At 72.2% G+C, this 22035-nt stretch carries 19 protein-coding genes; 8 read left to right on the top strand and 11 right to left on the bottom strand.

Going from position 1 to position 22035, the window contains the following annotated elements:
- Window positions 1-3: 3 nt before the first annotated feature.
- Both ABZ444_RS35295 and mshB read right to left on the bottom strand, forming a co-directional pair.
- The gene (locus tag ABZ444_RS35295) at window positions 4-423 is read right to left on the bottom strand and encodes a DUF6113 family protein (protein WP_358006703.1); all 420 of its coding nucleotides are present in this window, start codon (window positions 421-423) and stop codon (window positions 4-6) included.
- 11 nt (window positions 424-434) lie between these two features.
- The gene (mshB, locus tag ABZ444_RS35290; protein ID WP_358006700.1) at window positions 435-1364 is read right to left on the bottom strand and encodes an N-acetyl-1-D-myo-inositol-2-amino-2-deoxy-alpha-D-glucopyranoside deacetylase; all 930 of its coding nucleotides are present in this window, start codon (window positions 1362-1364) and stop codon (window positions 435-437) included.
- 44 nt (window positions 1365-1408) lie between these two features.
- On the opposite strand from mshB, the gene ABZ444_RS35285 reads away from it, so the two are divergent.
- On the top strand, window positions 1409-3475 hold the full coding sequence (locus tag ABZ444_RS35285; protein WP_358006697.1) for a prolyl oligopeptidase family serine peptidase: 2067 nt from the start codon (window positions 1409-1411) through the stop codon (window positions 3473-3475).
- Here ABZ444_RS35285 and ABZ444_RS35280 read toward each other — a convergent pair.
- The 5 genes from ABZ444_RS35280 to ABZ444_RS35260 form a co-directional block, all read right to left on the bottom strand.
- A complete protein-coding gene (locus ABZ444_RS35280; protein WP_358006694.1) occupies window positions 3472-4335 on the bottom strand; it encodes a hypothetical protein in 864 nt (287 codons plus the stop codon). The genes ABZ444_RS35285 and ABZ444_RS35280 overlap by 4 nt on opposite strands.
- Before the next feature lie 49 nt (window positions 4336-4384).
- The gene (locus ABZ444_RS35275; RefSeq protein ID WP_358006691.1) at window positions 4385-4519 is read right to left on the bottom strand and encodes a hypothetical protein; all 135 of its coding nucleotides are present in this window, start codon (window positions 4517-4519) and stop codon (window positions 4385-4387) included.
- Window positions 4520-4800: 281 nt separating this feature from the next.
- On the bottom strand, window positions 4801-6555 hold the full coding sequence (locus ABZ444_RS35270; RefSeq protein ID WP_358006689.1) for an ABC transporter ATP-binding protein: 1755 nt from the start codon (window positions 6553-6555) through the stop codon (window positions 4801-4803).
- Window positions 6556-6557: 2 nt separating this feature from the next.
- Window positions 6558-8246, bottom strand: a complete 1689-nt coding sequence (locus tag ABZ444_RS35265; protein ID WP_358006687.1) for an ABC transporter ATP-binding protein — start codon at window positions 8244-8246, stop codon at window positions 6558-6560.
- 55 nt (window positions 8247-8301) lie between these two features.
- Entirely contained in the window at window positions 8302-9477 is a 1176-nt protein-coding gene (locus tag ABZ444_RS35260; protein ID WP_358006686.1) for an MFS transporter, read from the bottom strand.
- Window positions 9478-9522: 45 nt separating this feature from the next.
- Between ABZ444_RS35260 and ABZ444_RS35255 the strand changes: the two genes are divergently transcribed.
- From ABZ444_RS35255 to ABZ444_RS35235, 5 genes are read left to right on the top strand one after another with little or no spacing between them, the layout of a single operon-like run.
- On the top strand, window positions 9523-13035 hold the full coding sequence (locus ABZ444_RS35255; RefSeq protein WP_358006684.1) for a nitrate reductase subunit alpha: 3513 nt from the start codon (window positions 9523-9525) through the stop codon (window positions 13033-13035).
- Complete coding sequence (gene narH / locus ABZ444_RS35250; protein ID WP_358006682.1) at window positions 13035-14636, top strand: nitrate reductase subunit beta; 1602 nt, start codon at window positions 13035-13037, stop codon at window positions 14634-14636. The genes ABZ444_RS35255 and narH overlap by 1 nt, the downstream gene beginning before the upstream one ends.
- The gene (gene narJ, locus ABZ444_RS35245) at window positions 14633-15187 is read left to right on the top strand and encodes a nitrate reductase molybdenum cofactor assembly chaperone (protein WP_358006679.1); all 555 of its coding nucleotides are present in this window, start codon (window positions 14633-14635) and stop codon (window positions 15185-15187) included. The genes narH and narJ overlap by 4 nt, the downstream gene beginning before the upstream one ends.
- Window positions 15184-15864, top strand: a complete 681-nt coding sequence (narI, locus tag ABZ444_RS35240) for a respiratory nitrate reductase subunit gamma (protein ID WP_358006676.1) — start codon at window positions 15184-15186, stop codon at window positions 15862-15864. The genes narJ and narI overlap by 4 nt, the downstream gene beginning before the upstream one ends.
- Before the next feature lie 48 nt (window positions 15865-15912).
- Window positions 15913-16533 (top strand): phosphotransferase, encoded by a 621-nt coding sequence (locus ABZ444_RS35235; RefSeq protein ID WP_357974448.1) that lies wholly within the window; start codon window positions 15913-15915, stop codon window positions 16531-16533.
- A 56-nt stretch (window positions 16534-16589) separates the two neighbouring features.
- On the opposite strand, the gene ABZ444_RS35230 is transcribed toward ABZ444_RS35235, so the two are convergent.
- A complete protein-coding gene (locus tag ABZ444_RS35230; protein ID WP_358006673.1) occupies window positions 16590-17009 on the bottom strand; it encodes a spore-associated protein A in 420 nt (139 codons plus the stop codon).
- 262 nt (window positions 17010-17271) lie between these two features.
- On the opposite strand from ABZ444_RS35230, the gene ABZ444_RS35225 reads away from it, so the two are divergent.
- The gene (locus tag ABZ444_RS35225; protein ID WP_358006670.1) at window positions 17272-17661 is read left to right on the top strand and encodes a VOC family protein; all 390 of its coding nucleotides are present in this window, start codon (window positions 17272-17274) and stop codon (window positions 17659-17661) included.
- 53 nt (window positions 17662-17714) lie between these two features.
- Here the strand turns inward: ABZ444_RS35225 and ABZ444_RS35220 are convergent, their stop codons facing one another.
- Window positions 17715-18902 (bottom strand): RtcB family protein, encoded by a 1188-nt coding sequence (locus ABZ444_RS35220; RefSeq protein WP_358006667.1) that lies wholly within the window; start codon window positions 18900-18902, stop codon window positions 17715-17717.
- A 264-nt stretch (window positions 18903-19166) separates the two neighbouring features.
- Here ABZ444_RS35220 and ABZ444_RS35215 point away from each other — a divergent pair, with 264 nt between their 5' ends.
- Entirely contained in the window at window positions 19167-20117 is a 951-nt protein-coding gene (locus ABZ444_RS35215) for a sensor histidine kinase (RefSeq protein ID WP_358006664.1), read from the top strand.
- 21 nt (window positions 20118-20138) lie between these two features.
- Here the strand turns inward: ABZ444_RS35215 and ABZ444_RS35210 are convergent, their stop codons facing one another.
- A complete protein-coding gene (locus tag ABZ444_RS35210; protein WP_358006661.1) occupies window positions 20139-21278 on the bottom strand; it encodes a CU044_5270 family protein in 1140 nt (379 codons plus the stop codon).
- Window positions 21275-21805 carry an RNA polymerase sigma factor gene (locus ABZ444_RS35205; protein WP_352324151.1) on the bottom strand — a complete coding sequence of 177 codons (531 nt, stop codon included), beginning with the start codon at window positions 21803-21805 and terminating at the stop codon, window positions 21275-21277. Before ABZ444_RS35205 ends, ABZ444_RS35210 begins: the two co-directional genes overlap by 4 nt.
- Between the last annotated feature and the right edge of the window lie 230 nt (window positions 21806-22035).

Here is a 22035-nt window from a genome sequence, read left to right as displayed (position 1 = left end):
CCTCTACGTCGGATTCTTTGGAGGTGGGTATCCCCGCAACAACCACGAACCCCCACCGGATGAGGGCGAGAACATGAACGCCACCACAAGGGCCAGCAATCCGCCATACAGGTAGACGTACCCCGCCGCACCCTGAGAGATCACCAGATCCCCGGCATTGAGTTCGAGCGTGAACGGCATCGTCACCAGCAGCCAGCCGAGCCCGACCGCGAACGCCGCCAGCTTCGTCCGCATGAGCCTGGCCGCGCCCAGCGGGAGGAGGAACAGCGCGAGCACCCACCCGATCGCCACCCACGGCACGGCGCCCTGCTGGTCGAGCGCGTGCGTGAACCCGCCCACGACGCCGAGCACGACACCCAGCACGAACAGCATGCCGTACGCCGCCCCGCCCAGCGCCGACTCCGCCTGGCTGCGATGTTCCATGGGGAACGAGGTTAGTGGATGCCCGCGAAGAGATCGTTCTCGCGGTTGTGCGGCTCGCCGAGCCCACCGGCGTCGACCGGCGGCCCGGGCACCGGCCGGCCGGGCACGCCGATGGCCAGGACGAAGTGCTCCACGCCGAGCACCTCCTGACCGATGTTGTTGGACAGGGCGTACCACGGGCCGTCGACGGTGATCTGGGTGGCGTGGGCGCGCATGGCCTCCCGCTTGTTGCCGACCCAGGGGCGGGCGTCGATCTCGGTGGTGATGTCCTCGTCAGGGCTGCCGAAGGGGATGTCGTCGACGTCCTCGACGAGGAAGCCGGTGCCGGAGTCGTGCAGCGCCTCGGCCGTGCGCCGCATGACGGACCTGGGCACGGCCGTGTGGTAGAAGTTCGCGATCTGCCACGGCTCGTCCTGGCGCGGGGCGGGCCGGCCGCCCGGGACGTAGTCGGGCTTGGCGGCCAGCTCGAAGGCGCGGCGGGCCACCCGGTGGGCCTGGATGTGGTCGGGATGGCCGTAGAAGCCGTTGGCGTCGTAGGTCACCAGCACCTGCGGGCGCACCTCGCGGATGACCTTGACCAGCTCGCCGGCCGCCTCGTCGAGGTCGGCCTGCCAGAAGGCGTTGGGCCGGTCGTTGGTGGCGACGCCCATCATGCCGGAGTCGCGCCAGCGTCCGGGTGAGCCGAGGAAGCGGTGGTCCTCGACGCCGAGCGCCTGGCAGGCCGCCGCCAGCTCCCCGATCCGGTACGGCCCGAGCAGGTCGTCGCGGTCGGCCGCCAGGTGGGCGAGGTCGGCGGGGATGACCTCCCCCTCCTCCCCCAGCGTGCAGGTCACCAGCGTGACATGGGCGCCTTCCGCGACGTATTTGGCCATGGTCGCGCCGGTGCCGATCGACTCGTCGTCCGGATGGGCGTGCACGAGCAGGAGGCGGCGATCAGTCATAGTCATGAGCGTAACAATGGCTGGATACTGGCAGGATTGAGCCCATGAGTGAGAGCTTCCCGCGACTGTCGGCAAGGACCCGCCGGTTCACCCTGGGAGTGCCCAGGGGGTTCACGATCTCCCCCGACGGCGGACGAGTGGTCTTCCTGCGGACGAGGTCCGGCACCGACCCGGTCACCTGCCTGTGGGAGCTCGACACCGAAACCCACGTCGAACGCCTGGTGGTCGATCCCCGCACCCTCCACGCCGACGACGAGGACCTGCCCCCGGAGGAGCGGGCGCGGCGCGAGCGCAGCCGTGAGGCGGCCGGCGGCGTGGTGGCCTACGGCGCCGACGCCGCGCTGACCAGGGCGGCCTTCGCCCTGTCCGGCGGGCTCTACGTCGTCGAGCTGGCGAGCGGCGAGACCCGCAGGCTGGAGACGACGGGCGCGGTCATCGACCCCCGGCTGTCCCCCGACGGGCGGCAGGTCGCCTACGTCACCGGCGGCGCCCTGCACGTCCAGGACCTCGACTCGGGGCGCGGCGAGGTGCTCGCCACGCCGGAGTCGCCGACCGTCACCTACGGCCTGGCCGAGTTCATCGCCGCCGAGGAGATGGACCGGATGCGCGGCCACTGGTGGTCGCCGTCGGGCGACGCGCTGCTGGTCGAGCGGGCCGACGAGGAGCCGGTCGACACCTGGTACATCGCCGACCCGGCCAACCCCTCCCGTCCGGCCGTGGCCCAGCGCTATCCGGCGGCCGGCACGCCCAACGCCCGTACCGAGCTGTTCGTGCTCGGGCTCGACGGGTCGCGGGTGGCGGTGCCGTTCGAGGAGGAGTACCTCACGACGGCCGCCTGGGACGACCACGCGCTGTCGATCGTGACGATGACGCGCGACCAGAAGACGCTGCGGCTGTTCTCCGTCGATCCGGCGACCGGCGCGTCCACGCTGGTCCGCGAGGACACCGACCCGGCCTGGGTCGACATCGTGACCGGCGTGCCGGCGCACCTCGACGACGGCTCGCTGGTCTGGGTGGCCACGTCGGAGGGCGGCCACCGGCTGTTCGTCGGCGACCGCGCGGTCACGCCGCCCACCCTGCAGGTCCGGTCGGTGCTCGACGTCGACCACGACAGCGTGCTGTTCAGCGCCAGCGGCGGCGACCCGACCGACATCCACCTGTGGACCTGGGACGGCCACTCGCTGCTGCCGGTCTCGACCCGGTCCGGGGTGTTCTCGGGGCGGATGTCCGGCGGCGTCGGTGTGTTGTCGGAGCAGAGTCTCGACGCCGAGGGCGTCTCGACCACGGTGGTGCGGCGCGACGGCATGGCGGTCCCGATCCCGTCGTACGCCGAGCGTCCCGGGCTCGACCTGCGGGTGTCGCTGGGGCGCTCGGGCCGCCGGGAGCTGGCCACGGCCGTGGTGCTGCCGTCCTGGTACGAGCAGGGCTCGGGCCGGCTGCCGGTCCTGATGGACCCGTACGGCGGCCCGCACGCCCAGCGGGTGCTCAACCGGCGCGGCGCGTTCCTGGAGAGCCAGTGGTTCGCCGAGCAGGGCTTCGCCGTGATCGTGGCCGACGGCCGCGGCACGCCGGGCCGCGGTCCCGCGTTCGAGCGGGCGGTGCTGGGCGACCTGGCGACCCCGGCGCTGGAGGACCAGATCGACGCCCTCCAGGGCGTGGCCGAGCAGTACCCCGACGATCTCGACCTGTCGAGGGTGGCCATCCGCGGCTGGTCGTTCGGCGGCTTCCTGGCCGCGCTCGCCGTGCTGCGGCGTCCCGACGTCTTCCACGCGGCGGTGGCCGGCGCGCCGGTGACCGACTGGCGGCTGTACGACACCTGCTACACCGAGCGCTACCTGGGCCACCCCGACGAGCAACCCGAGGTCTACGACAACTCCTCGCTGTTCGCCGACGCGCCCAAGCTCGAACGCCCGCTGCTCCTGGTGCACGGCCTGGCCGACGACAACGTGGTGGCCGCCCACACGCTGCGCCTGTCCTCGGCGCTGCTCGCGGCCGGCCGCCAGCACAGCGTGCTGCCGCTGTCGGGCGTGACGCACATGACGCCCCAGGAGGTCGTGGCCGAGAACCTGCTCCTGCTCCAGGTCGACTTCCTGAAGAAGGCGCTGGGCTAGGCGGTCCGCAGGGCGTCGAGCAGCCTCGACGCCCCCAGGCCGATCAGCACGACCAGCCCCATGACCACCAGGAACACCCACAGGGGGGCGCCGAGGTAGGCGAGCAGGCCCTGCGCCACGGCCAGGATCAGCACGCCGAGCACGGTGCCCGCCACGCCGGCGCGCTCGCCGTACGGGCTGGTGCCTCCCAGGAGGACGGCGGCGAGCGCGAACACGGTGCTGTAGAGCCCCTGGTCGCCCGGGGGCGCCGCGCCGAGGCGCAGGAGCAGCGCGATGCCGCCCGCGGCGGCGAGCATGCTCGACCCGGCGAGCCCGAGCACCGCGCCGGGCCATCCGGCGCCCAGCTCCTGGCGCACCTCCTGCCGGTTCCACAGCAGGCCGCCGGCGATCGAGACGACCGCGAACACGGCGAACCCCAGCGGGCCGGGATAGAGCGCGGCGGTCGCCAGCGGGATCGCCCCGTCGCCGAGCAGCGCGACGGCCAGGGCCTCGCACACGACGGCGGCCCCGAGCGTGACGGCCCAGGCCGGGGCCGACAGCAACATCGTGAACACGCTCATGGCGGCCCCCACGAGCCCGGCGAGCACGAGCGCGAGCAGCATCGCCAGCGGCAACGGCACCCCGGCGCCCGCCGTGAACGCCACGAAGGCGCCGCTCGCGGCGGCGACCGCGCCCACGGCGAGATTTGGCGTGCCGGTGCGCAGCGACAGGCCGAACCCCATGACGATCAGGCCGAGCTGCCCGGCGTGGGCGAGGATGTCGTGCAGGCGGTCACTCACCGTAGTGGCCAGGACGAGCGCCAGGCCCAGCAGGGCGAGGAGTGCGAGCACGCCTTCCCATGCGCGCTGCCAGGTGCTCACTCCGACGATGCTGACAGCGCCGGACGATCATCGCAACCCCCGCCGGACGCTACCGCGCCGCCGCCCGCTCCAGCGGCCCCTGGAGCACGGACTGCTCGTCGGGCGTGAGCGCGGCCAGCGGCGAGCCCTCGGTCAGCAGCCCCAGCAGGCGCTCCCGCAGGCCGGCGCCCTCCTGGGTGAGCACGAGCAGCTTGGCCCGCCGGTCGCCCGGATGGGGCGGCGCTCCACCACCCCCTGCCGCTCCAGCCGGTCGATGACGAACGTGGCGTTGGACGGCTCGCACCCCATGCGCCCCGCCGGCCCGCGCTTTCCGGTCGCTGCGCGGCGGCGACCTGCTGGACTACACGATCACCTCGGGCGGACAGCGGCTGCCGGCCTTCGGCGACGCCCTGCACTCCCCGTGCAGGTGCGCCACCCGGAGTGGCCGGCGGGCTCCGACCTGGACCGCGCGGAGCCGACCGTGGCCTAGGGAGTGGTGGCTGGGGTGCCGTGCCAGCTCGCCCACAGGGCCGCGTACGAGCCGCCCTCGGCGACCAGCTCCTCGTGCGGGCCCAGCTCGGTGATCCGGCCGCCCTCCACGACGGCCACCCGGTCGGCGTCGTGCGCGGTGTAGAGCCGGTGGGCGATGGCGATCACCGTACGGCCCTCCAGGACGGCGGCCAGCGAGCGTTCCAGGTGGCGCGCGGCTCGCGGGTCGATCAGCGAGGTCGCCTCGTCGAGCACCAGCGTGTGCGGGTCGGCGAGGACCAGCCGCGCCAGCGCGAGCTGCTGGGCCTGCGCGGGCGGCACGGCCGTGCCGCCGGACCCGACCTCGGTCTCCAGCCCCTCGGGCAGCGTCTCCACCCAGTCGAGCGCGTCGACCGCGGCCAGCGCCGCGCGCACCGCCGCGTCGTCCGCGCCGGGGCGGGCGATCAGCAGGTTGTCGCGGACGGTGCCCTTGAAGACGTGGTGCTCCTGGGTGACCAGCGCGACGTGCCCGCGCAGGTCGTCGAGCGGCAGGTCGACCAGCGGCACGCCGCCCACGCTGACCTCGCCGGTACGCGGCCCGTGGATGCCGGCCAGCAGCCGCCCGAGCGTGGACTTGCCGGCCCCCGACGGGCCGACCATGGCCAGCCGCTCGCCCGGCTCGACGGTCAGCGACACGCCGTGCAGCACGTCGCGGCCCTCGCGGTAGGCGTATCTGACGTCGTCGGCCCGCAGCAGCTCGCCGGCCGGGCGGGCGGCGGAGGGCTCGCGGTCGTCGGGCACGTTGGCCACGCCGAGCAGCCGGGCCATGGCCGCGCCGCCCACCTGGAGCTCGTCGATCCACATGAGGAACCGGTCGAGCGGGTCGATGAGCTGCTGGGCGTAGACCAGGGCGGCGGTGACCTGCTGGACCGTCACCCAGTCGTTGGTGTAGAACAGGCCGCCGACCAGGAGCGTGGAGACCACCGGGATCACGTAGCCGAGCTCGACCGCGGGGAACCAGATCGTCCGCAGGCCCAGGGTGTAGCGCTCGGCGGCGTAGGAGCGGCGGATGTCGCCGTCGGTGCGCTCGCGCCGGCGTTCCTGGAGGCCGAGCGCCTCCACGGCCCGCGCGCCCTCGACGGTCTCGGCCAGGCCCTCGGTCATGTCGGCGTACGCGGCGTTCTCGCGCAGGTAGCCGTCGCGCGCCCGCTTGAGGTACCAGCGGGTCGCGAACCAGATCAGCGGGCCGGCGACCAGCATCGGCAGCATGAGCAGCGGGCTGACCAGCACCAGAGCGCCCATGGTGATCACGAACGTGACCAGCGCGATGAGCGTCTCGGGCACGGCGTGCCGGACGGTCCTGGACAACGAGTCGACGTCACGGGAGGTACGGGTGATCAGGTCGCCGGCGCCCGCCCGCTCGACCGTGGACAGCGGCAGGCCGAGCACCCGGTCGACGAACTCCTCGCGCAGCTCGGCCAGCACCTTCTCGCCCAGCCTGGCCGAGGCCAGCACGGCGAAGCGGACCAGCAGGCCCTGGAGGAACAGGAACGCGCCGATGACGACGGCCACGAGCAGCCCGTCGACCTCGCCGCCGTCCTGGACGGTCTGGACCAGGCTGCCGAGCTGCCACGGCACGACGAGCCCGGCGACGGCGGCCAGGCCGTGCAGGGCCAGGGCGACGGTGAGCTGCCGCGGGTACTTCAGCGTCAGCCTGCGCGCGTAGGCGCGCACCTGTTTCCGGTCGGCGACCGGCAGGATCTCGCGGGCCACGGTCAGCCCTCCCCTCGGGTCACGGTCGCGGCGTATTCGGGGGACGCGTCCAGCAGGTGCCGGTGTGTCCCCTCGGCCAGCACCCGGCCGTCGGCCACGTAGAGCACGTGGTCGGCCCGGTCGAGCACCAGCGGGCTGGTCGTGCAGATCATGGTGGTGCGGCCCGCGCGCGCCTTGGCCAGCCGCTCGGCGATGCGGGCCTCGCTGTGGGCGTCGACGGCGCTGGTGGGCTCGACCAGGATGAGCACCTCGGGGTCGGCGACCAGGGCCCGCGCCAGGCGCAGCCGCTGCTGCTGGCCGCCGGAGAACTCGCGCCCGGCCTCGGACACCTCGGCGTCGAGGCCGTCCGGCAGCGCCTCGACGATGTCCTCGGCGCAGGCGGCGTGCAGGGCCTCGCGCACGTCCTCGTCGGTGGCCGCGTCGCGGACGTCGAGCTCGTTCCTGAGCCTGCCGGTGAACAGGCGGGCGTCGTTGCCGGCGACCAGGATGCGCGCGCGGATCTCGGCCATGGGCAGCGTGGCCAGCTCGACGGCGCCGAAGGTGACGTCGCCCGGCGCGTACCGGCCGAGCCGGTCGGCGATGGCGGCGGCCTCCTCGGGGGCGTCGGCCGCGACGGCGGTGAGCATGCCCGGCTGGAGGGTGACGCCGCTGTAGGAGTCGCGCAGCACGCCGCCGCCGCTGGTCTCGGTGCCGCCGGCGACCTCGGGCTCGATCGCCAGGATGCGGATGACGCGGCGGGCCGCGACATGGCCCTTGGTGAGCTTGTCAGCGGCCTCGGTCAAGGTGCGCAGCGGGCCGATGAGGAAGGCGGCGTAGCCGTAGAGCGCGACGAGGTCGCCGGTGCTGATCTCGCCGCCGACCGCGAACGTGGCGCCGATGCCGGTGACGGCCGCGATGAGCAGGCCGGGCAGCAGGATCTGGGCGCCTTCGAGCAGCGACTCGACCCGGGCCACGCCCACTCCGGCGTGGCGCACGCGCTGGGACTCCTCGCCGTAGCGGCCGGCGAACACCTGCTCGCCGCCGATGCCGCGGAGCACCCGCAGGCCGGCCACGATGTCGGCGGCCCTGGTGGACAGGTCGCCGGTCAGCTCGCGCTGCCGCTTCTGCCGCCGGTGCAGCGGCTTGAGCAGCGGCGAGACGGCGACCGCCATGAGCGGCACGCCGAACAGCACGAGCAGCCCGAGCGGGACCGAGGTCGTCAGCAGGATCACGGTGACCGCGACGATGGCCACGACGGACCCGGTGCCGCGCAGCAGGATGTCCATGGAGCTGCCGATGTGGGCGATGTCGGAGTTGCCGACGCTGACGACCTCGCCGGTCGAGACCTTCTTGGGCAGCGTCGCCCCGAGCCTGGCGGCCTGCCGCGCGGTCACCTGGACGGTGCGGTAGGCCGCCGACAACCAGTTGAACACCGCCATCCGGTGCCGCATGATCCCGGTGAAGGACTGCAGCAGCCCCAGCCCGAGCAGGATCGACGCCCAGGTCAGCAGCGCCCGGGTGTCCTTGGCGGTGACCGCGTCGATGCCCTTGCCGAGCACCGCGGGCACGAGCGCCTGCACCAGCCACCACAGGGTGGCGAAGCCGATGCCGGCGAGCAGGGCACGCCCCTGGCGCCGCGCGTTCCACCACAGGTAGCGGAGCGGGCTGCGGATGTCGGGCAGGCCGGGATCGGCCTCAGGAAGGGAGCGCATAGCCTGACAAGGTTGACAAGCCATCGACCGGCCCGGCAAACGGTTTTTCGCCTGGCTAACGATCGGGCACGTGCCGGAACGTGCGCACGGTGTAGAGCAAAGTGACCAGAGCGGTCAGCGCGAGCAGCAGGTAGCCCACGGTGTACGACCCGGACGCGCCGTAGACGGCCCCCATCACCAGCGGCGGGAAGTACCCGCCGAGCCCGCCGGCCGCGCCCACGAGCCCCGTCACCGTCCCCACCTTCGACGCCTCGACGAGCTTGGCCACCAGGGCGAAGACGCCGCCCGTGCCGAGCCCGAGGAAGAAGGCGATGAGCACGAAGCACGCCCCGGCGGGCACCTCGGCGGGCGGCCGGAACGACAGCGCGACCGCCATCACGACCGTCCCGGCCAGCGAGATGAGCAGCACCCTGACCGGCCCGACCCGGTCGGACAACGTGCCGCCGATCGGCCGGGCGGCGACGGCGGCGATCGAGAACCCGGCCGCCCGCAGCCCGGCGCCCGTCTGGGCGAAGTGGTAGACGTTCTGGAGCAGGGTCGGCAGGTACGTCGAGAACGCCACGAAGCCGCCGAAGGTGACGGCGTACAGGAAGGCGCACTGCCAGGTGGCCCTGAGCTTGGTGGCCTCGCGCATCCTGGGCAGGGCCGGGGCGGTGGCGGGCGACCAGGCGGGCGAGTCGCGGCTGCCGCCGATCATGATCAGGCCCATCAGGGCGAGCACCGCGGCCATGAGCAGGTGGGTCGGGAACCGGCCGAAGTCCTCCACCAGGCGGGGGGTGAAGAACGCCGACAGGGCGGTCCCGCCCATGCCGGCGCCGAACACGCCGGTGGCGAACCCTCTGCGGGCGGGCTCGTACCAGGCGTTGACGAACGGGATGCCGATGGCGAACGACGTGCCGGGGATGCCCAGGAGGAAGCCCCAGAACAGCAGCCACCCGTACGACTCGGACCAGCCCACGAACAGGACGGGCACGATCGACACGAAGCAGATGACCGCGAACATGCGCCGCCCGCCGAGCCGGTCGGCCAGCACGCCCACCGGGATGCGGCCGAGCGAGCCGACCAGCACCGGGATCGCGACCAGCAGCGAGGTCTGTGTCGCGGACAGGTGCAGTTGCCTGCTGTAACTGCCCGACAGGGGACCGATGAGGTTCCAGGCCCAGAACGTCACGGCGAAGGCCGCCGTGGCCAGCGCCAGGTTCCGCACCTGACCTTTACGAAGCGCAGACATACACCCTGTGTAACAGAGGGTCACCTTCTGTGATGAAGTGGGGGTATGAGCGCCGAGGATCTCCTGCTGAAGACCGGTCGGTTCCTCCGCAGATCGGCCACCAGTGGTGACCTGCGGACTCTCTACCTGAAAGGCGGCACGGAAGGCGACGCCTTCTACCGCGACCGGTGGAGCCACGACAAGGTGGTGCGCTCGACGCACGGCGTGAACTGCACGGGCTCGTGCTCGTGGAAGGTGTTCGTCAAGGACGGCATCATCACCTGGGAGACGCAGGAGACCGACTACCCGGGCGTGGGCCCCGACCGGCCGGAGTACGAGCCGCGCGGCTGCCCGCGCGGCGCGGCCTTCTCCTGGTACACCTACTCGCCGACCCGGATCCGCTACCCGTACGCGCGGGGCGTGCTGGTCCAGCTCTACCTGGAGGCGCGGGAGCGGCTGGGCGACCCGGTGGCCGCCTGGGCCGAGGTCACCACCGATCCGGAGAAGCGGGCCGGTTACCAGGGCGCGCGCGGCCGGGGCGGGCTCGTCCGGGTGACCTGGGACCTGGCCGTCGAGATGATCGCCGCGGCGCACGTGCACACCATCCAGGCGTACGGGCCCGACCGGGTCGCGGGGTTCTCCCCCATCCCGGCGATGTCGATGGTCTCCCACGCCGTCGGCTCCCGGTTCGTGTCGCTGATCGGCGGCACGATGCTCTCCTTCTACGACTGGTACGCCGACCTGCCCGTGGCCTCGCCGCAGGTGTTCGGCGACCAGACCGACGTCCCGGAGTCGGCCGACTGGTGGGACGCCGCGTACCTGATGATGTGGGGCTCCAACGTCCCGGTCACCCGCACGCCGGACGCCCACTGGATGGCCGAGGCGCGCTACCGGGGCCAGAAGGTCGTGGTGGTCTCGCCCGACTACAGCGACGCGGCCAAGTTCGCCGACGAGTTCCTGAGCGTGCGTCCCGGCACGGACGGCGCCCTGGCCATGGCCATGGGCCACGTGCTGCTGAAGGAGTTCTTCGTCGACCGCCAGGTGCCCTACTTCACCGACTACGTCAAACGCTGCACCGACCTGCCGTTCCTGGTCACGCTGCGCGAGCACGAGGACGCGTACGTGCCGGACAAGTTCCTCACGGCCAAGGACCTGGACTCGACGGAGGAGGCGGCCGAGTGGAAGACCGTGCTCATGGCCGGGTCCGGCGAGCCGGTGGTCCCGAACGGCTCGGTCGGCTTCCGCTGGACCGACTCCGGCGAGGGCCGCTGGAACCTCGACCTGGACGTCGACCCGAAGCTCACCCTGTACGGCGGCGAGTCCGCCCAGCTCCTGCTGCCGCGCTTCGACGGCGAGGGCGCCCTGCGCCGGGGCGTGCCGGTCGCCCGCGTCGGCGGACGGCTGGTGACGACGGTGTTCGACCTGCTGCTCGCCCAGTACGGCGTCCCCAGGCCGGGCCTGCCGGGCGTCTGGCCCGGCGGGTACGACGACGCGGCCGAGCCGTACACGCCGGGCTGGCAGGAGCCGGTCACCGGCGTCCCGGCCGAGCGGGTGGTCAAGATCACCCGCGAGTTCGCCAGGACGGCCGAGACCACCCGCGGCCGATGCATGATCATCATGGGCGCGGGCGCCACCCAGTGGTTCCACGGCGACACCATCTACCGGGCGTTCCTGTCGCTGCTGCTGCTGACCGGCTGCCAGGGGCGCAACGGCGGCGGCTGGGCCCATTACGTCGGCCAGGAGAAGTGCCGTCCGCAGAGCGGCTGGGCGGTGCTGGCCGGCGCGCTCGACTGGTCGCGCCCGCCCCGGCAGGCGCCCGGCACGCCGTACTGGTACCTGCACACCGACCAGTGGCGTTACGACCGGTTCGACGCGGGGGCGCTGGCCTCGCCGCTCGGGCCCGGCGCGTTCCGCGGCAGGCACACGGCCGACCTGGTGGCCGAGGCCGTGCGCAACGGCTGGATGCCCATGTCGCCCGCCTTCGACCGCAACCCGCTGGAGCTGGGCGAGCAGGAAGACCCCGTGGCGTACACGCTGGAGGAGCTGCGGCGGGGCAGGCTCCGGCACGCCGCCGAGGACCCCGACGACCCGGCCAACTGGCCGCGGGTGCTGACCCTGTGGCGGTCGAACCTGCTCGGCTCGTCGGCCAAGGGCAACGAGTACTTCCTGCACCACCTGCTCGGCGCCACGTCCAACCTGGAGCACCCCGACGCCGAGGCGCCGAGGGGCAAGCTGGACCTGCTGCTCACGCTCGACTTCCGGATGACGTCCTCGACGGTCTACTCCGACATCGTGCTGCCCGCCGCCACCTGGTACGAGAAGTACGACCTGTCCTCGACGGACATGCACCCGTTCGTGCACGCGTTCAACCCGGCCATCTCGCCGCCCTGGGAGACCAGGACGGACTTCGCGGCCTTCCACGCCATCGCCAGGGCCTTCAGCGCGCTGGCCAAGGAGCGGCTGGGGGTGCGCAAGGACGTCGTGCTGGTCCCGTACCAGCACGACACGCCGGGCGAGACCGCGCAGCCCGGCGGGCGCGCGTCCGGCGCGCCGGAGCCGACGCTGAAGGTGGTCGAGCGCGACTACGGCGCGGTCGCGGAGAAGCTGGCCGCGCTCGGCCCGCTCACCGAGCAGCTCGGCCTCCAGGTCAAGGGCGTGACCTTCATGCCGGACGAGGAGGTCGCCTGGCTCGGCCAGCGCTGCGGCCTGGTGCCGCGCGGCGTGGCCAAGGGCCGTCCCGAGCTGGACACCGACGCCAAGGCGTGCGAGACGATCCTCGCGCTGTCCGGGGTGAGCAACGGCAGGCTGGCCGCCCAGGGCTTCCGCCAGCTCGCCCGGCGCACCGGCCGCAGCTTCGACGACCTGATGGACGAGGGCCACCGCATCGTCTTCGCCGACACCCAGGCCAGGCCCACGCACGTCGCGGCCAGCCCGGAGTGGTCGGGCAAGGAGGCGCACGACCGCCGCTACTCGCCGTTCACGATCAACGTCGAGAACGGCAAGCCCTGGCACACGCTCACCGGCCGCATGCACTTCTTCCTCGACCACGACTGGATGCACGAGTACGGCGAGGCCCTGCCGGTCTACCGCCCGCCGCTGGACATGGCCGAGCTCTTCGGCGAGAGCGCCACCCTGCGCTACCTGACCCCGCACTCCAAGTGGTCGATCCACTCCGAGTACCAGGACAACCTGCTCATGTTGTCGCTGTCGCGCGGCGGCCCGACCATCTGGATGTCCACCGAGGACGCGACCCGGCTCGGCATCGCCGACAACGACTGGATCGAGGCGGTCAACCGCAACGGCGTCGTGGTGGCCAGGGCCATCGTGTCGCACCGCATGCCGCAGGGCACGGTCTACATGTTCCACGCCCAGGACCGCCTGATCGACGTGCCGAAGTCGGAGGAGACCGGCCGCCGCGGCGGCATCCACAACGCGTTGACCAGGGTGCTGATCAAGCCCACGCACATGATCGGCGGCTACGCCCAGCTCTCGTACGCCTTCAACTACCTCGGCCCCACGGGCAACCAGCGGGACGAGGTCACCACCATTCGCCGCAGGTCGCAGGAGGTGCGCTACTGATGAAGATCATGGCTCAGATCGCCATGGTGATGAACCTGGACAAGTGCATCGGCTGTCACACCTGTTCCGTCACCTGCAAACAGACCTGGACCAACCGTCCCGGCGTCGAGTACGTCTGGTTCAACAACGTCGAGACCCGCCCCGGCCAGGGCTACCCCCGCCGGTACGAGGACCAGGAGCGCTGGCGGGGCGGCTGGAGGCTCGACCGCAGGGGCCGGCTGACGCTGCGCGCCGGCGGGCGCTTCCGCAAGCTGGCCAACATCTTCGCCAACCCGCTCATGCCCTCCATCCAGGACTACTACGAGCCCTGGACCTACGACTACGAGAACCTGACCCGCGCCCCGCTCTCCGACGACGTCCCGGTGGCGCCGCCGAGGTCGCTGATCAGCAACGAGCCCATGAAGATCCGCTGGAGCGCGAACTGGGACGACAACCTGGGCGGCGACCCGTCCCCCGACCCGGTGCTGGGGAAGGTGTCGGAGCGGGTCAGGCTGGAGTTCGAGCAGGCGTACATGTTCTACCTGCCGCGCATCTGCGAGCACTGCCTGAACCCGTCCTGCGTGGCCTCCTGCCCGTCGGGGGCCATGTACAAGCGGGCCGAGGACGGGATCGTCCTGGTGGACCAGGACAGTTGCCGGGGCTGGCGGATGTGCGTGACGGGGTGCCCGTACAAGAAGGTGTACTTCAACCACCGGACCGGCAAGGCCGAGAAGTGCACGTTCTGCTATCCGCGGGTCGAGGTGGGGCTGCCGACGGTGTGCTCGGAGACCTGCGTGGGCCGCCTGCGCTACCTCGGGGTGCTGCTCTACGACGCCGACCGGGTGAGCCAGGCCGCCTCGGTGGCGGACGAGCGGGACCTGTACGAGGCCCAGCTCGGCGTCTTCGTCGACCCCGACGACCCGGCCGTGGCCGCGGCGGGGCTGCCCACCGAATGGATCGAGGCGGCCCGCAGATCCCCCGTCTACGACCTGATCATGAAATATCGCATAGCGCTCCCCCTGCACCCGGAGTACCGGACGTTGCCGATGGTCTGGTACGTCCCGCCGCTCTCCCCCGTCGTGGACGCCCTGGCGAACACCGGGCACGACGGCGAGGACGCGGACAACCTGTTCGCCGCCATCGAGTCGCTGCGCATCCCCGTGGAGTACCTGGCCGAGCTGTTCACCGCGGGCGACCCCGTGCCGGTGACGGCCGCGCTGCGCCGCCTGGCCGCGATGCGCTCGTACATGCGGGGGGTCAACCTGGGACAGCAGCCGGTCCTGCCGGACACCGGCCTGACCGAGGACGACATCAAGGCCATGTACCGCCTGCTGGCCCTGGCCAAGTACGACGAGCGGTACGTGATCCCGACCGCGTACGGCAACGTGCCCGGCGTGGTCGAGGAGGCCGGCTGCAGTCTCGACTACTACGGCGGCCCCGGCATGCAGGGCCCCTTCGGAGAGGCGTCGGGCAAGCCGCTGCCGGTCTCCGTCGAGTCCTTCCACGGGCTCAAGGACCGCCAGACCAGCGACGAGATCACCCACGACCGGGTGAACCTCCTCAACTGGGACGGCCGGGGCATCCCAGCAGGGCTCTTCCCCCCGAAAAAGGGAAAATCATGAACAAGGCCGTGATCTGGCAGGCCGCCGCACATCTGCTCGCCTATCCCGACGAACGTTTCCACCGCCGCCTGCCGCTGATCAGGGAGGCCGCCGAGCCGCACTTCACGGCGTTCCTGGCGCGGATCGCGGACATGGAAGCGGGCGACCTGGCCGCGCACTACGTCGAGACGTTCGACCTGAACCGGCGCTGCTGCCTCTACCTGACCTACTACACCGACGGCGACACCCGCCGCCGCGGCGTGTCCCTGGCCGCGCTCAAGCAGCGTTACCGCGTGGCCGGCTGGGAGCTGATGGACGACGAGCTGCCCGACTTCCTGCCGGTTGTGCTGGAGTTCGCGGCGCTCGACCCGTCCGGGGTGGCGCTGCTGAGGGAGCACCGCATCGGGCTCGATCTGCTGCTGTCGGCCCTGACCGAGCTGGGCTCGCCGTACGCGGAGGTGATCGGGGCGGTGTGCGCGGCCCTGCCGCCGCTCACGGCCGCCGAGCGCGCCGCGGCGCACCGCCTGGCCGCCGGGGGGCCGCCGGCCGAGACCGTGGGAGGGTACCGGTGAGCTGGGGCGAGAGCATGTTGTGGGTGGTCGCGCCGTACGTCACCCTGGTGATCTTCATCGGCGGCCTGATCTGGCGCTACAGGTACGACAAGTTCGGCTGGACCACCCGCTCGTCGCAGCTCTACGAGAGCCCGCTGCTGCGCGTGGCCAGCCCGGTGTTCCACTACGGCCTGATCTTCGTGATCATCGGGCACGTGACGGGCCTGCTCGTCCCGCTCTCCTGGACGGACGCGATCGGCGTGTCGAACGAGGCGTACCACGCCAACGCCCTGATCTGGGGCGGCCTGGCCGGGCTGGCCACGCTGGTGGCGCTGGTCCTGCTGGTCTACCGCCGCCGGACGAACGGGCCCGTCTTCCTGGCCACGACGAAGAACGACAAGACCATGTACGTGGTGCTCGCCGCGGCGATCGTCGCGGGGGTGGTGACGACGGTGGCCGGGTTCGTGCCGAGCGAGGTGAGCTACCGGACGACGGTCGCCCCCTGGTTCCGCGGCGTCTTCGTGCTCAACCCGGACGCCACCGCGATGGGGCACGCGAGCATCCTTTACAAGGTGCACACCGTGATCGGGATGGCGTTGTTCGTGCTTTTCCCGTTCAGCCGCCTCGTGCACGCCCTTTCGGCCCCGATCACCTATTTGTTCCGCCCTTACATCGTGTATCGGGCCCGGTCCCGATAGCGCGCCGCGACGCCCGGAACGGGGGCCGGTGCGTCAGAATCGTTGGCTGTGGAGCACGGGTACACCAACAGCACGGTCGGCGACGGCGCTCTGGTCGTCAAGTGTTACCAGGGCCCGGAGGCCGCCTTCAGGCTGAGCACGGAGAGCAGATACCTGCGCCGGCTGCGCGGCCGGCTGCCGGTGCCGCGCGTCCACCAGATCACCGCCACGAGCCTGACCACCCGCTTCGTGGCCGGTGCCCACGGCCAGGACCTGCTGGACGAGGGCCGCGCCGCCGAGGTGCTGGCCGAGTGCGGCCGGGTCCTGGCCCGCATCCACCGCCTCGGCATCGTGCACGGCGACTACGGCCCCCAGAACCTGCTGTTCGACCCCGCCACGTTCGAGACCACCGCGATCCTCGACTGGGAGTGGGCCCATCCGGGCCGGCCGGTGGAGGACCTCGCCTGGTGCGAGTGGATCGTCCGCAGCCACCACCCCGAGCACGCCTCCCTGCTGCCGCGCTTCTTCGACGCCTACGGCGGCCCGGTGCCGTCCTGGGCCGAGCGGCAGGCGTCGATGGTGGCGCGCTGCCGCGACCTGCTGGAGTTCTGCGGCCGGTGGGAGCCGGGCGGGGGCGGCGAGAAGTTGTGGCGCGAACGCCTCGACCTCACCGCCGCCTGGAGCGCCTGAGGCGTCCGCGGTGCCCGAGCCCCCCGTGGGCGAGGCCCGGACGTCCTCGACCCGGATCAGCCGCAGTGGCTCCAGCCGCTGGTCCACACGTACGGCGACTCGTCCCAGGCGCCGCCCCACTTGACGCAGGTGTTCACGGCGGACAGGATCACCGGCCCCGCGTACGACTTGAACTCACCGGCGTCGGTCTTGGTCGCGCCGCCCTGCACGGTCAGCGTCGCCCGCATCCACCGCGTGTACGGCGTCTTGTTGACCGTCACCACACAGTTCTTTCCGGTGCCGGCGTTGTAGGACAGGTAGATCGTGCCCAGCGCCGTGCTGCCCGACTTGAACGGGTGCGAGTCGATGACGCGGAACCCGGACCCGCACACGCCGGCCGGGTCCACGGCGGCGACGGCGGCCTGTGCGGGCAGGGCGCTCGCCAGACCGCAGGCGAGCACGCCCGCGGCGAAGAGCGTCTTGGTGATCGTGCGCATGTTCATCCTTACTGTCGCTCTTGAACGCCCGTCAGCTTCGCGCAGCGAGTGATCAAGAAAGCGAACAGCAGGCGAACAACACACAAATGCGATTTCGGTTCCCCCGTAATCCACGGCCTTCCAGCTCGCCCGGAGGACGACCGCGCAGGTGCGGCGGCCCGCCCCGGCGCCGCGGCGAGCCACGTGATCTCCGCCACAGCGGTGGCGAAGACCGGGCGGGTCTCGTGCGACATGCGCGCTGCTTTGGGGCAGGATCCCAGCCATGGTGTCGGTATTGCAGAACGTCGCGATCGACTGCGCGGATCCGTACGAGCTCGCCCGGTTCTGGAGCGAGGTGACCGGCTGTCCGGTTCACCCGGAGGACCGTCCAGGTGACGAGGAGACGCGGGTGATGCTGAAGGAGGGCCCGATCCTGCACTTCAACAAGGTGCCGGAGCCGAAGGCGGCCAAGAACCGGCTGCACCTGTGCCTGCGCCCCGACTCCACGCGCGACGAGGAGGTCCAGCGCCTGGTGCGCCGGGGCGCCACCCTGATCGCCGACCTGCGCGAGCCGGACGGCACGGGCTGGGCGGTGCTCGCCGACCCCGAGGGCAACGAGTTCTGCGTCCTGCGCAGCGCCTCGGAGCGCGCCGGGACGGCCCCGCACCCCTGAGCCGTCCCGCGTGACCGCGCGCCCGCACGGCCCCTGTCAGGGCCGTGCGGGCCTCAGCCCTTGATGGAGATGAGCTGCCGCAGGTGCGCCACGACCGTCACCAGGTCCCGCTGCGCGGCCATCACCGACTCCAGGTCCTTGTACGCCCCCGGGATCTCGTCGATCACCCCGGGATCCTTGCGGCACTCCACCCCGAACGTCTGCTCCTCCAGGTCCTTGACCGTGAACGTCTTCTTGGCCTTGGTCCTGCTCATCTTCCGCCCGGCCCCGTGCGAGGCCGAGTTGAACGCCCGCGGGTTCCCCAGCCCCTTCACGATGTACGTGCCGGTGGCCATCGAGCCCGGGATGATCCCCAGATCCCCGCTCCCCGCCCGGATCGCCCCCTTACGGGTGACGAGCACGTCCACCCCGTCGTAGCGCTCCTCGGCCACGTAGTTGTGGTGGCAGGAGATGGGCTGGTCGAAGGTGATGCCGGGGAGATGGCGGCGCAGCACGTCGCAGACCAGGCCCATCATCAGCGCCCGGTTGCGGCGCGCGTAGTCCTGGGCCCAGTACAGGTCGCGGCGGTAGGCGTCCATCTCCGGGGTGTGGCCGAGGAACACCGCCAGGTCCCGGTCCACCAGGCCCTGGTTGTGGGAGAGGCCGCGGGCCACCCCGATGTGGTGCTCGGCCAGTTCCTTGCCGATGTTGCGCGACCCCGAGTGCAGGACCACCCACACCCAGCCCTCGTCGTCGGCGCACACCTCCAGGAAGTGGTTGCCGCCGCCGAGCGTGCCCATCTGCGCCTCGGCCCGCTCACGGCGGGCGTGGACGGCCGGGGCCAGATCGTCGAACTCGCGCCAGAACTCCGCCCACCCGGCCGTCCGCATCCCGTGCACCTTGCCGGGATCGACGGGCCGCTTGTGGTGCTGGAAGCCGACGGGGACCGCCTGCTCCAGCTTCCCCCGCAGGTAGGCCAGGTTGTCGGGAAGCTGCGACGCCTTGAACGACGTCTTCACGGCGGTCATCCCGCAGCCGATGTCCACCCCGACGGCCGCCGGCGACACCGCGTCCTTCATCGCGATGACCGACCCGACCGTCGCCCCCTTGCCGTGGTGCACGTCGGGCATGACGGCGACGCCATGGACCCAGGGCAGGTTGGCCACGTTCCGCAACTGCTGCATCGCCTGCGGATCGACCGTCTCCGGCTCCGCCCACATCCGCAGCGGATGCCTGGTGCCGCTCACCTCGTTGTACGCCATGTCGCCTCCTCCCGGCCGCCTTCATGAACACGATCTATCTGGCCAGACACGACATACCCCCTGCAACCGAATTAGTACGGCCCCGGCCCGGGAGATCTTGGCAAGCCCGGACCGGTTCCGTACTCCATTGGCTATGGTGACCGTGGTGTGCCGACATACACCCTGTATGCGCGCACCCGGGAGACATACCGTTGAGAACGGCCCGACCCCTCCAACCGCTCGCGGCCGGGCAGCAGCTCGCCGTCGGGGAGAAACGGGGCGCACATGATCGCCGTCGCCGACCAGCCGGACGCGCATCCGCTGGTCCACCAGGCGCTCGTCTACTCCACCGACGCCGGCTTCCTGGCCGCGGCCGTCCCCTTCTGCCGCGACGGGCTGGCCGCGCGGGAGAGGGTGCTCGTGGTCACCACGGCCGCCAACATCGACCTGCTCGCGCGGGCCCTCGGCGGTGACGCGGGCGAGGTCGAGTTCGTCGAGGCCGGCGGCTGGTACGACGCCCCGGGCCGCACCCTGGCCTCCTACGGCCGCTACCTCGACGCGTACCGGGACGCCCACCCTCGCGTCAGGGTGATCGGCGAGCCCGTCTGGCACGGCCGCACCCCGGCCGAGGAGGCCGAGTGGACCCGGTACGAGTCGGTGGTCAACGCCGCGTTCGCCGTCCGGCCGGCCTGGATGGTCTGCGCCTTCGACGCGCGCGCGGTGCCGGACCGGGTCGTGGCCGGCGCCCGCCGTACCCATCCGGGGCTGCTGACCGGTGACGGCCCCCGTGCCAGCACCGATTACGTCGAGCCCGAGTCCTTCAGCTGCGCCTCCGACCACGATCCGCTGCCGCCTCCGCCGCCCGGGGCCACCGGGCTGCGCTTCGACGGCGACCTGCACCGCGTGCGCCGGCACGTGCGGACGACCGCCGAACGGCTCGGCCTGTCCCGCGCCCTGACCGACCGCCTGCTGCTGACCGTCAACGAGGTCGCCGCCAACGCCGTCGAGCACGGCGGCGGGCACGGCGACCTCGCGATCTGGACCGACGGGAACGCCGTCGTGTGCGACGTCACCGACCCGGGCAAGCTGACGACCGTCCTGCCCGGCTACCTGCCGCCCGCCCCGACCGCCCTGCGCGGGCACGGCCTGTGGGTGGTGCGCCAGCTCTGCGACCTGCTCCAGGTGCGTTCGGAGCCGGCCGGGACCCGCTTCCGCCTGCGCCTGCTGCGCGACTGACGGCGCGGGCCGCCGCAGCGCTCAGCGCTTGGGACCGGCGTCCGTCCAGCCGGCCTCCAGGACGGCCTCGGAGCTCGACACCGTGCCCGGCTCAAGGGCCTTCTGCGGGCCGCGCGGCTCGACCACGACGCTCTCGGTGCCCAGGGCCCGCCCGGTGGCCTCGTCGAAGATCAGGCGGCTCTCCCGCACGCCGGTGCGCTCGTCGCTCTGCTGGATGGCCGCGGCCGTGCCGGTACGGCCCTCGGCGTCGGTGACGTTCTCGATGACCTTGACCGAGTCGAGCCCGGCCAGCATGCGGAAGGCGGCGCCGCGCACCTGCGGCGTCACCGGCATGGAGACGATCAGCCCGACGCCGACCGTGAACAGCCAGGTGTCGGAGGACATCTCCACGCTGGAGGACTCGGTCGAATGCCCGTCGTAGGAGTCGAGCAGCCACTTCTTCAGCCTCGCCGGCTCGTCCGGCAGGCCGCGCAGGTCCTTCATCGTGACGTTGCGGCCGAGCCAGAACACCTTGTCGCCGTCCACCAGGGGGCTGTGCGAGGTCGTGGCCTTCTCCGGGGAGGTCCGCAGGGTCAGCGGGGCCACCTTCTTCATCGGCACGACCACCTCGATCCCGGCGGGCGAGCCCGCCTGCTCCCAGGCCAGCCGGTCGGCCTCGCGGGCGGGCACCGCGCCGAGCCGGCGCGTGCGGCTCCACTGCTCGCCGCCGGTCGCGCGCGGCGTCCACTCCTCGTTGCGCTGCTGGTCCAGGACCAGGTACCCGCCCTTGACGGCGGGGTAGGCGTACCTGCTCACCGTCACGGTGTACCACCAGTCGCCGGTACGGTCGGGCTGCCGGTCGGCCTTCTCTGCGGCGGCCAGCAGCACCTCCCTGGCCGACAGCGTGACCTTCCGCGGCGTCGCGGACGCGCTCTGCCCGGCCTGCGGAGCCTGCTTCCGGGGCGCCGGCGCCGCGTTCCCCGCCACCACGACGGCCACCGCGGTCGCCCCCGCCGCGAGGGCCGCGAGCCCCCACACCGGCCGTACGACCGTGCGCCGCCGCCGGGACCCGCGCGGCCCGGACATGGCCTGCGCGAGCTCGGCGGCCCTGGTGCGCTCGTCCACCGGCCGGTCGCCGAGGTGCGCGGGCCGCGCGGCCCGGAGTTCGTCCATCGGGTTCATGACCACTCCTCGCTGAGGTTGCGCACGTAGGGACGGGACGGTTCGGCGGACTCCATGGCTCGTGCGAGCCGCTTGCGGGCCCGGTGCAGCCGGACGCGGAAGGCCGCCGACGAGCAGCCGACGACCCGGGCGCCCTCCTTGGGCGACAGCCCGTGCCAGGCGACCAGCATGAGCACCTCACGGTCGTCCTCGTGCAGCTCGGCCAGCGCCCGCAGCACGCCCATGCGCTCGGTCACCTGCTCGGCCACGTCCGGGCGGCCGTCCTCGGTCCACGAGCTCAGCTCGGCGGCCAGCGCGTCCCTGCGCGCCTGCGAGCGGGCGTCGTCGCGCAGCAGGTTGCGCGCCACGCCGAGCAGCCACGGCAGCGGCGGCTCCGGCACGTCGTCCAGCCGCCGCCACGCGATGGCGAACGTCTCGCTCACCACCTCGTCGGCCACCTGCCGGCCCGCACGACTGACCGCGTAGGCCCACACCCGTTGTCGGCATTCGTCGTACATGCCGGTGAAACGGTGGGAATCATCCGTCACCGCGCAGCCCCTTCGTCCCTGGTGCGTTCTTCTGACACCGGGAAGTGGGGCGAACGCCCCCGTTGTTACAGCTCGTTCGGAAATCTCCAGATGTGCCGCGAGCCGTCCGTACGCAGAAGCCCCGCCCCGGTGCGAGGTGAAGTCAAGGGGTCGTCGCAACACTGATTGATCAACTGGCTGTTGCCAGGAGCTTGGTGAGACGCTCGGCTGGGGTTTCCCAGCCGAGCGTC

It is taken from the genome of Nonomuraea sp. NPDC005730 (assembly GCF_040630865.1).
Classification (GTDB): Bacteria; Actinomycetota; Actinomycetes; order Streptosporangiales; family Streptosporangiaceae; genus Nonomuraea.
The sequence above is the reverse complement of the archived record's forward strand: the minus strand, read 5'-3'. Positions and strand labels throughout refer to the sequence as shown.

Excerpts from the sequence above, each read along its gene's own strand:
- ABZ444_RS35260 (WP_358006686.1), bottom strand. The coding sequence starts at position 9,477 with ATGTCTGCGCTTCGTAAAGGTCAGGTGCGGAACCTGGCGCTGGCCACG.
- ABZ444_RS35255 (WP_358006684.1), top strand. The coding sequence starts at position 9,523 with ATGAGCGCCGAGGATCTCCTGCTGAAGACCGGTCGGTTCCTCCGCAGA.
- ABZ444_RS35285 (WP_358006697.1), top strand. The coding sequence starts at position 1,409 with ATGAGTGAGAGCTTCCCGCGACTGTCGGCAAGGACCCGCCGGTTCACC.
- narH (WP_358006682.1), top strand. The coding sequence starts at position 13,035 with ATGAAGATCATGGCTCAGATCGCCATGGTGATGAACCTGGACAAGTGC.
- ABZ444_RS35230 (WP_358006673.1), bottom strand. The coding sequence starts at position 17,009 with ATGCGCACGATCACCAAGACGCTCTTCGCCGCGGGCGTGCTCGCCTGC.
- mshB (WP_358006700.1), bottom strand. The coding sequence starts at position 1,364 with ATGACTGATCGCCGCCTCCTGCTCGTGCACGCCCATCCGGACGACGAG.
- ABZ444_RS35265 (WP_358006687.1), bottom strand. The coding sequence starts at position 8,246 with ATGCGCTCCCTTCCTGAGGCCGATCCCGGCCTGCCCGACATCCGCAGC.
- ABZ444_RS35210 (WP_358006661.1), bottom strand. The coding sequence starts at position 21,278 with ATGAACCCGATGGACGAACTCCGGGCCGCGCGGCCCGCGCACCTCGGC.
- ABZ444_RS35295 (WP_358006703.1), bottom strand. The coding sequence starts at position 423 with ATGGAACATCGCAGCCAGGCGGAGTCGGCGCTGGGCGGGGCGGCGTAC.
- ABZ444_RS35220 (WP_358006667.1), bottom strand. The coding sequence starts at position 18,902 with ATGGCGTACAACGAGGTGAGCGGCACCAGGCATCCGCTGCGGATGTGG.
- ABZ444_RS35215 (WP_358006664.1), top strand. The coding sequence starts at position 19,167 with ATGATCGCCGTCGCCGACCAGCCGGACGCGCATCCGCTGGTCCACCAG.
- narJ (WP_358006679.1), top strand. The coding sequence starts at position 14,633 with ATGAACAAGGCCGTGATCTGGCAGGCCGCCGCACATCTGCTCGCCTAT.
- ABZ444_RS35225 (WP_358006670.1), top strand. The coding sequence starts at position 17,272 with ATGGTGTCGGTATTGCAGAACGTCGCGATCGACTGCGCGGATCCGTAC.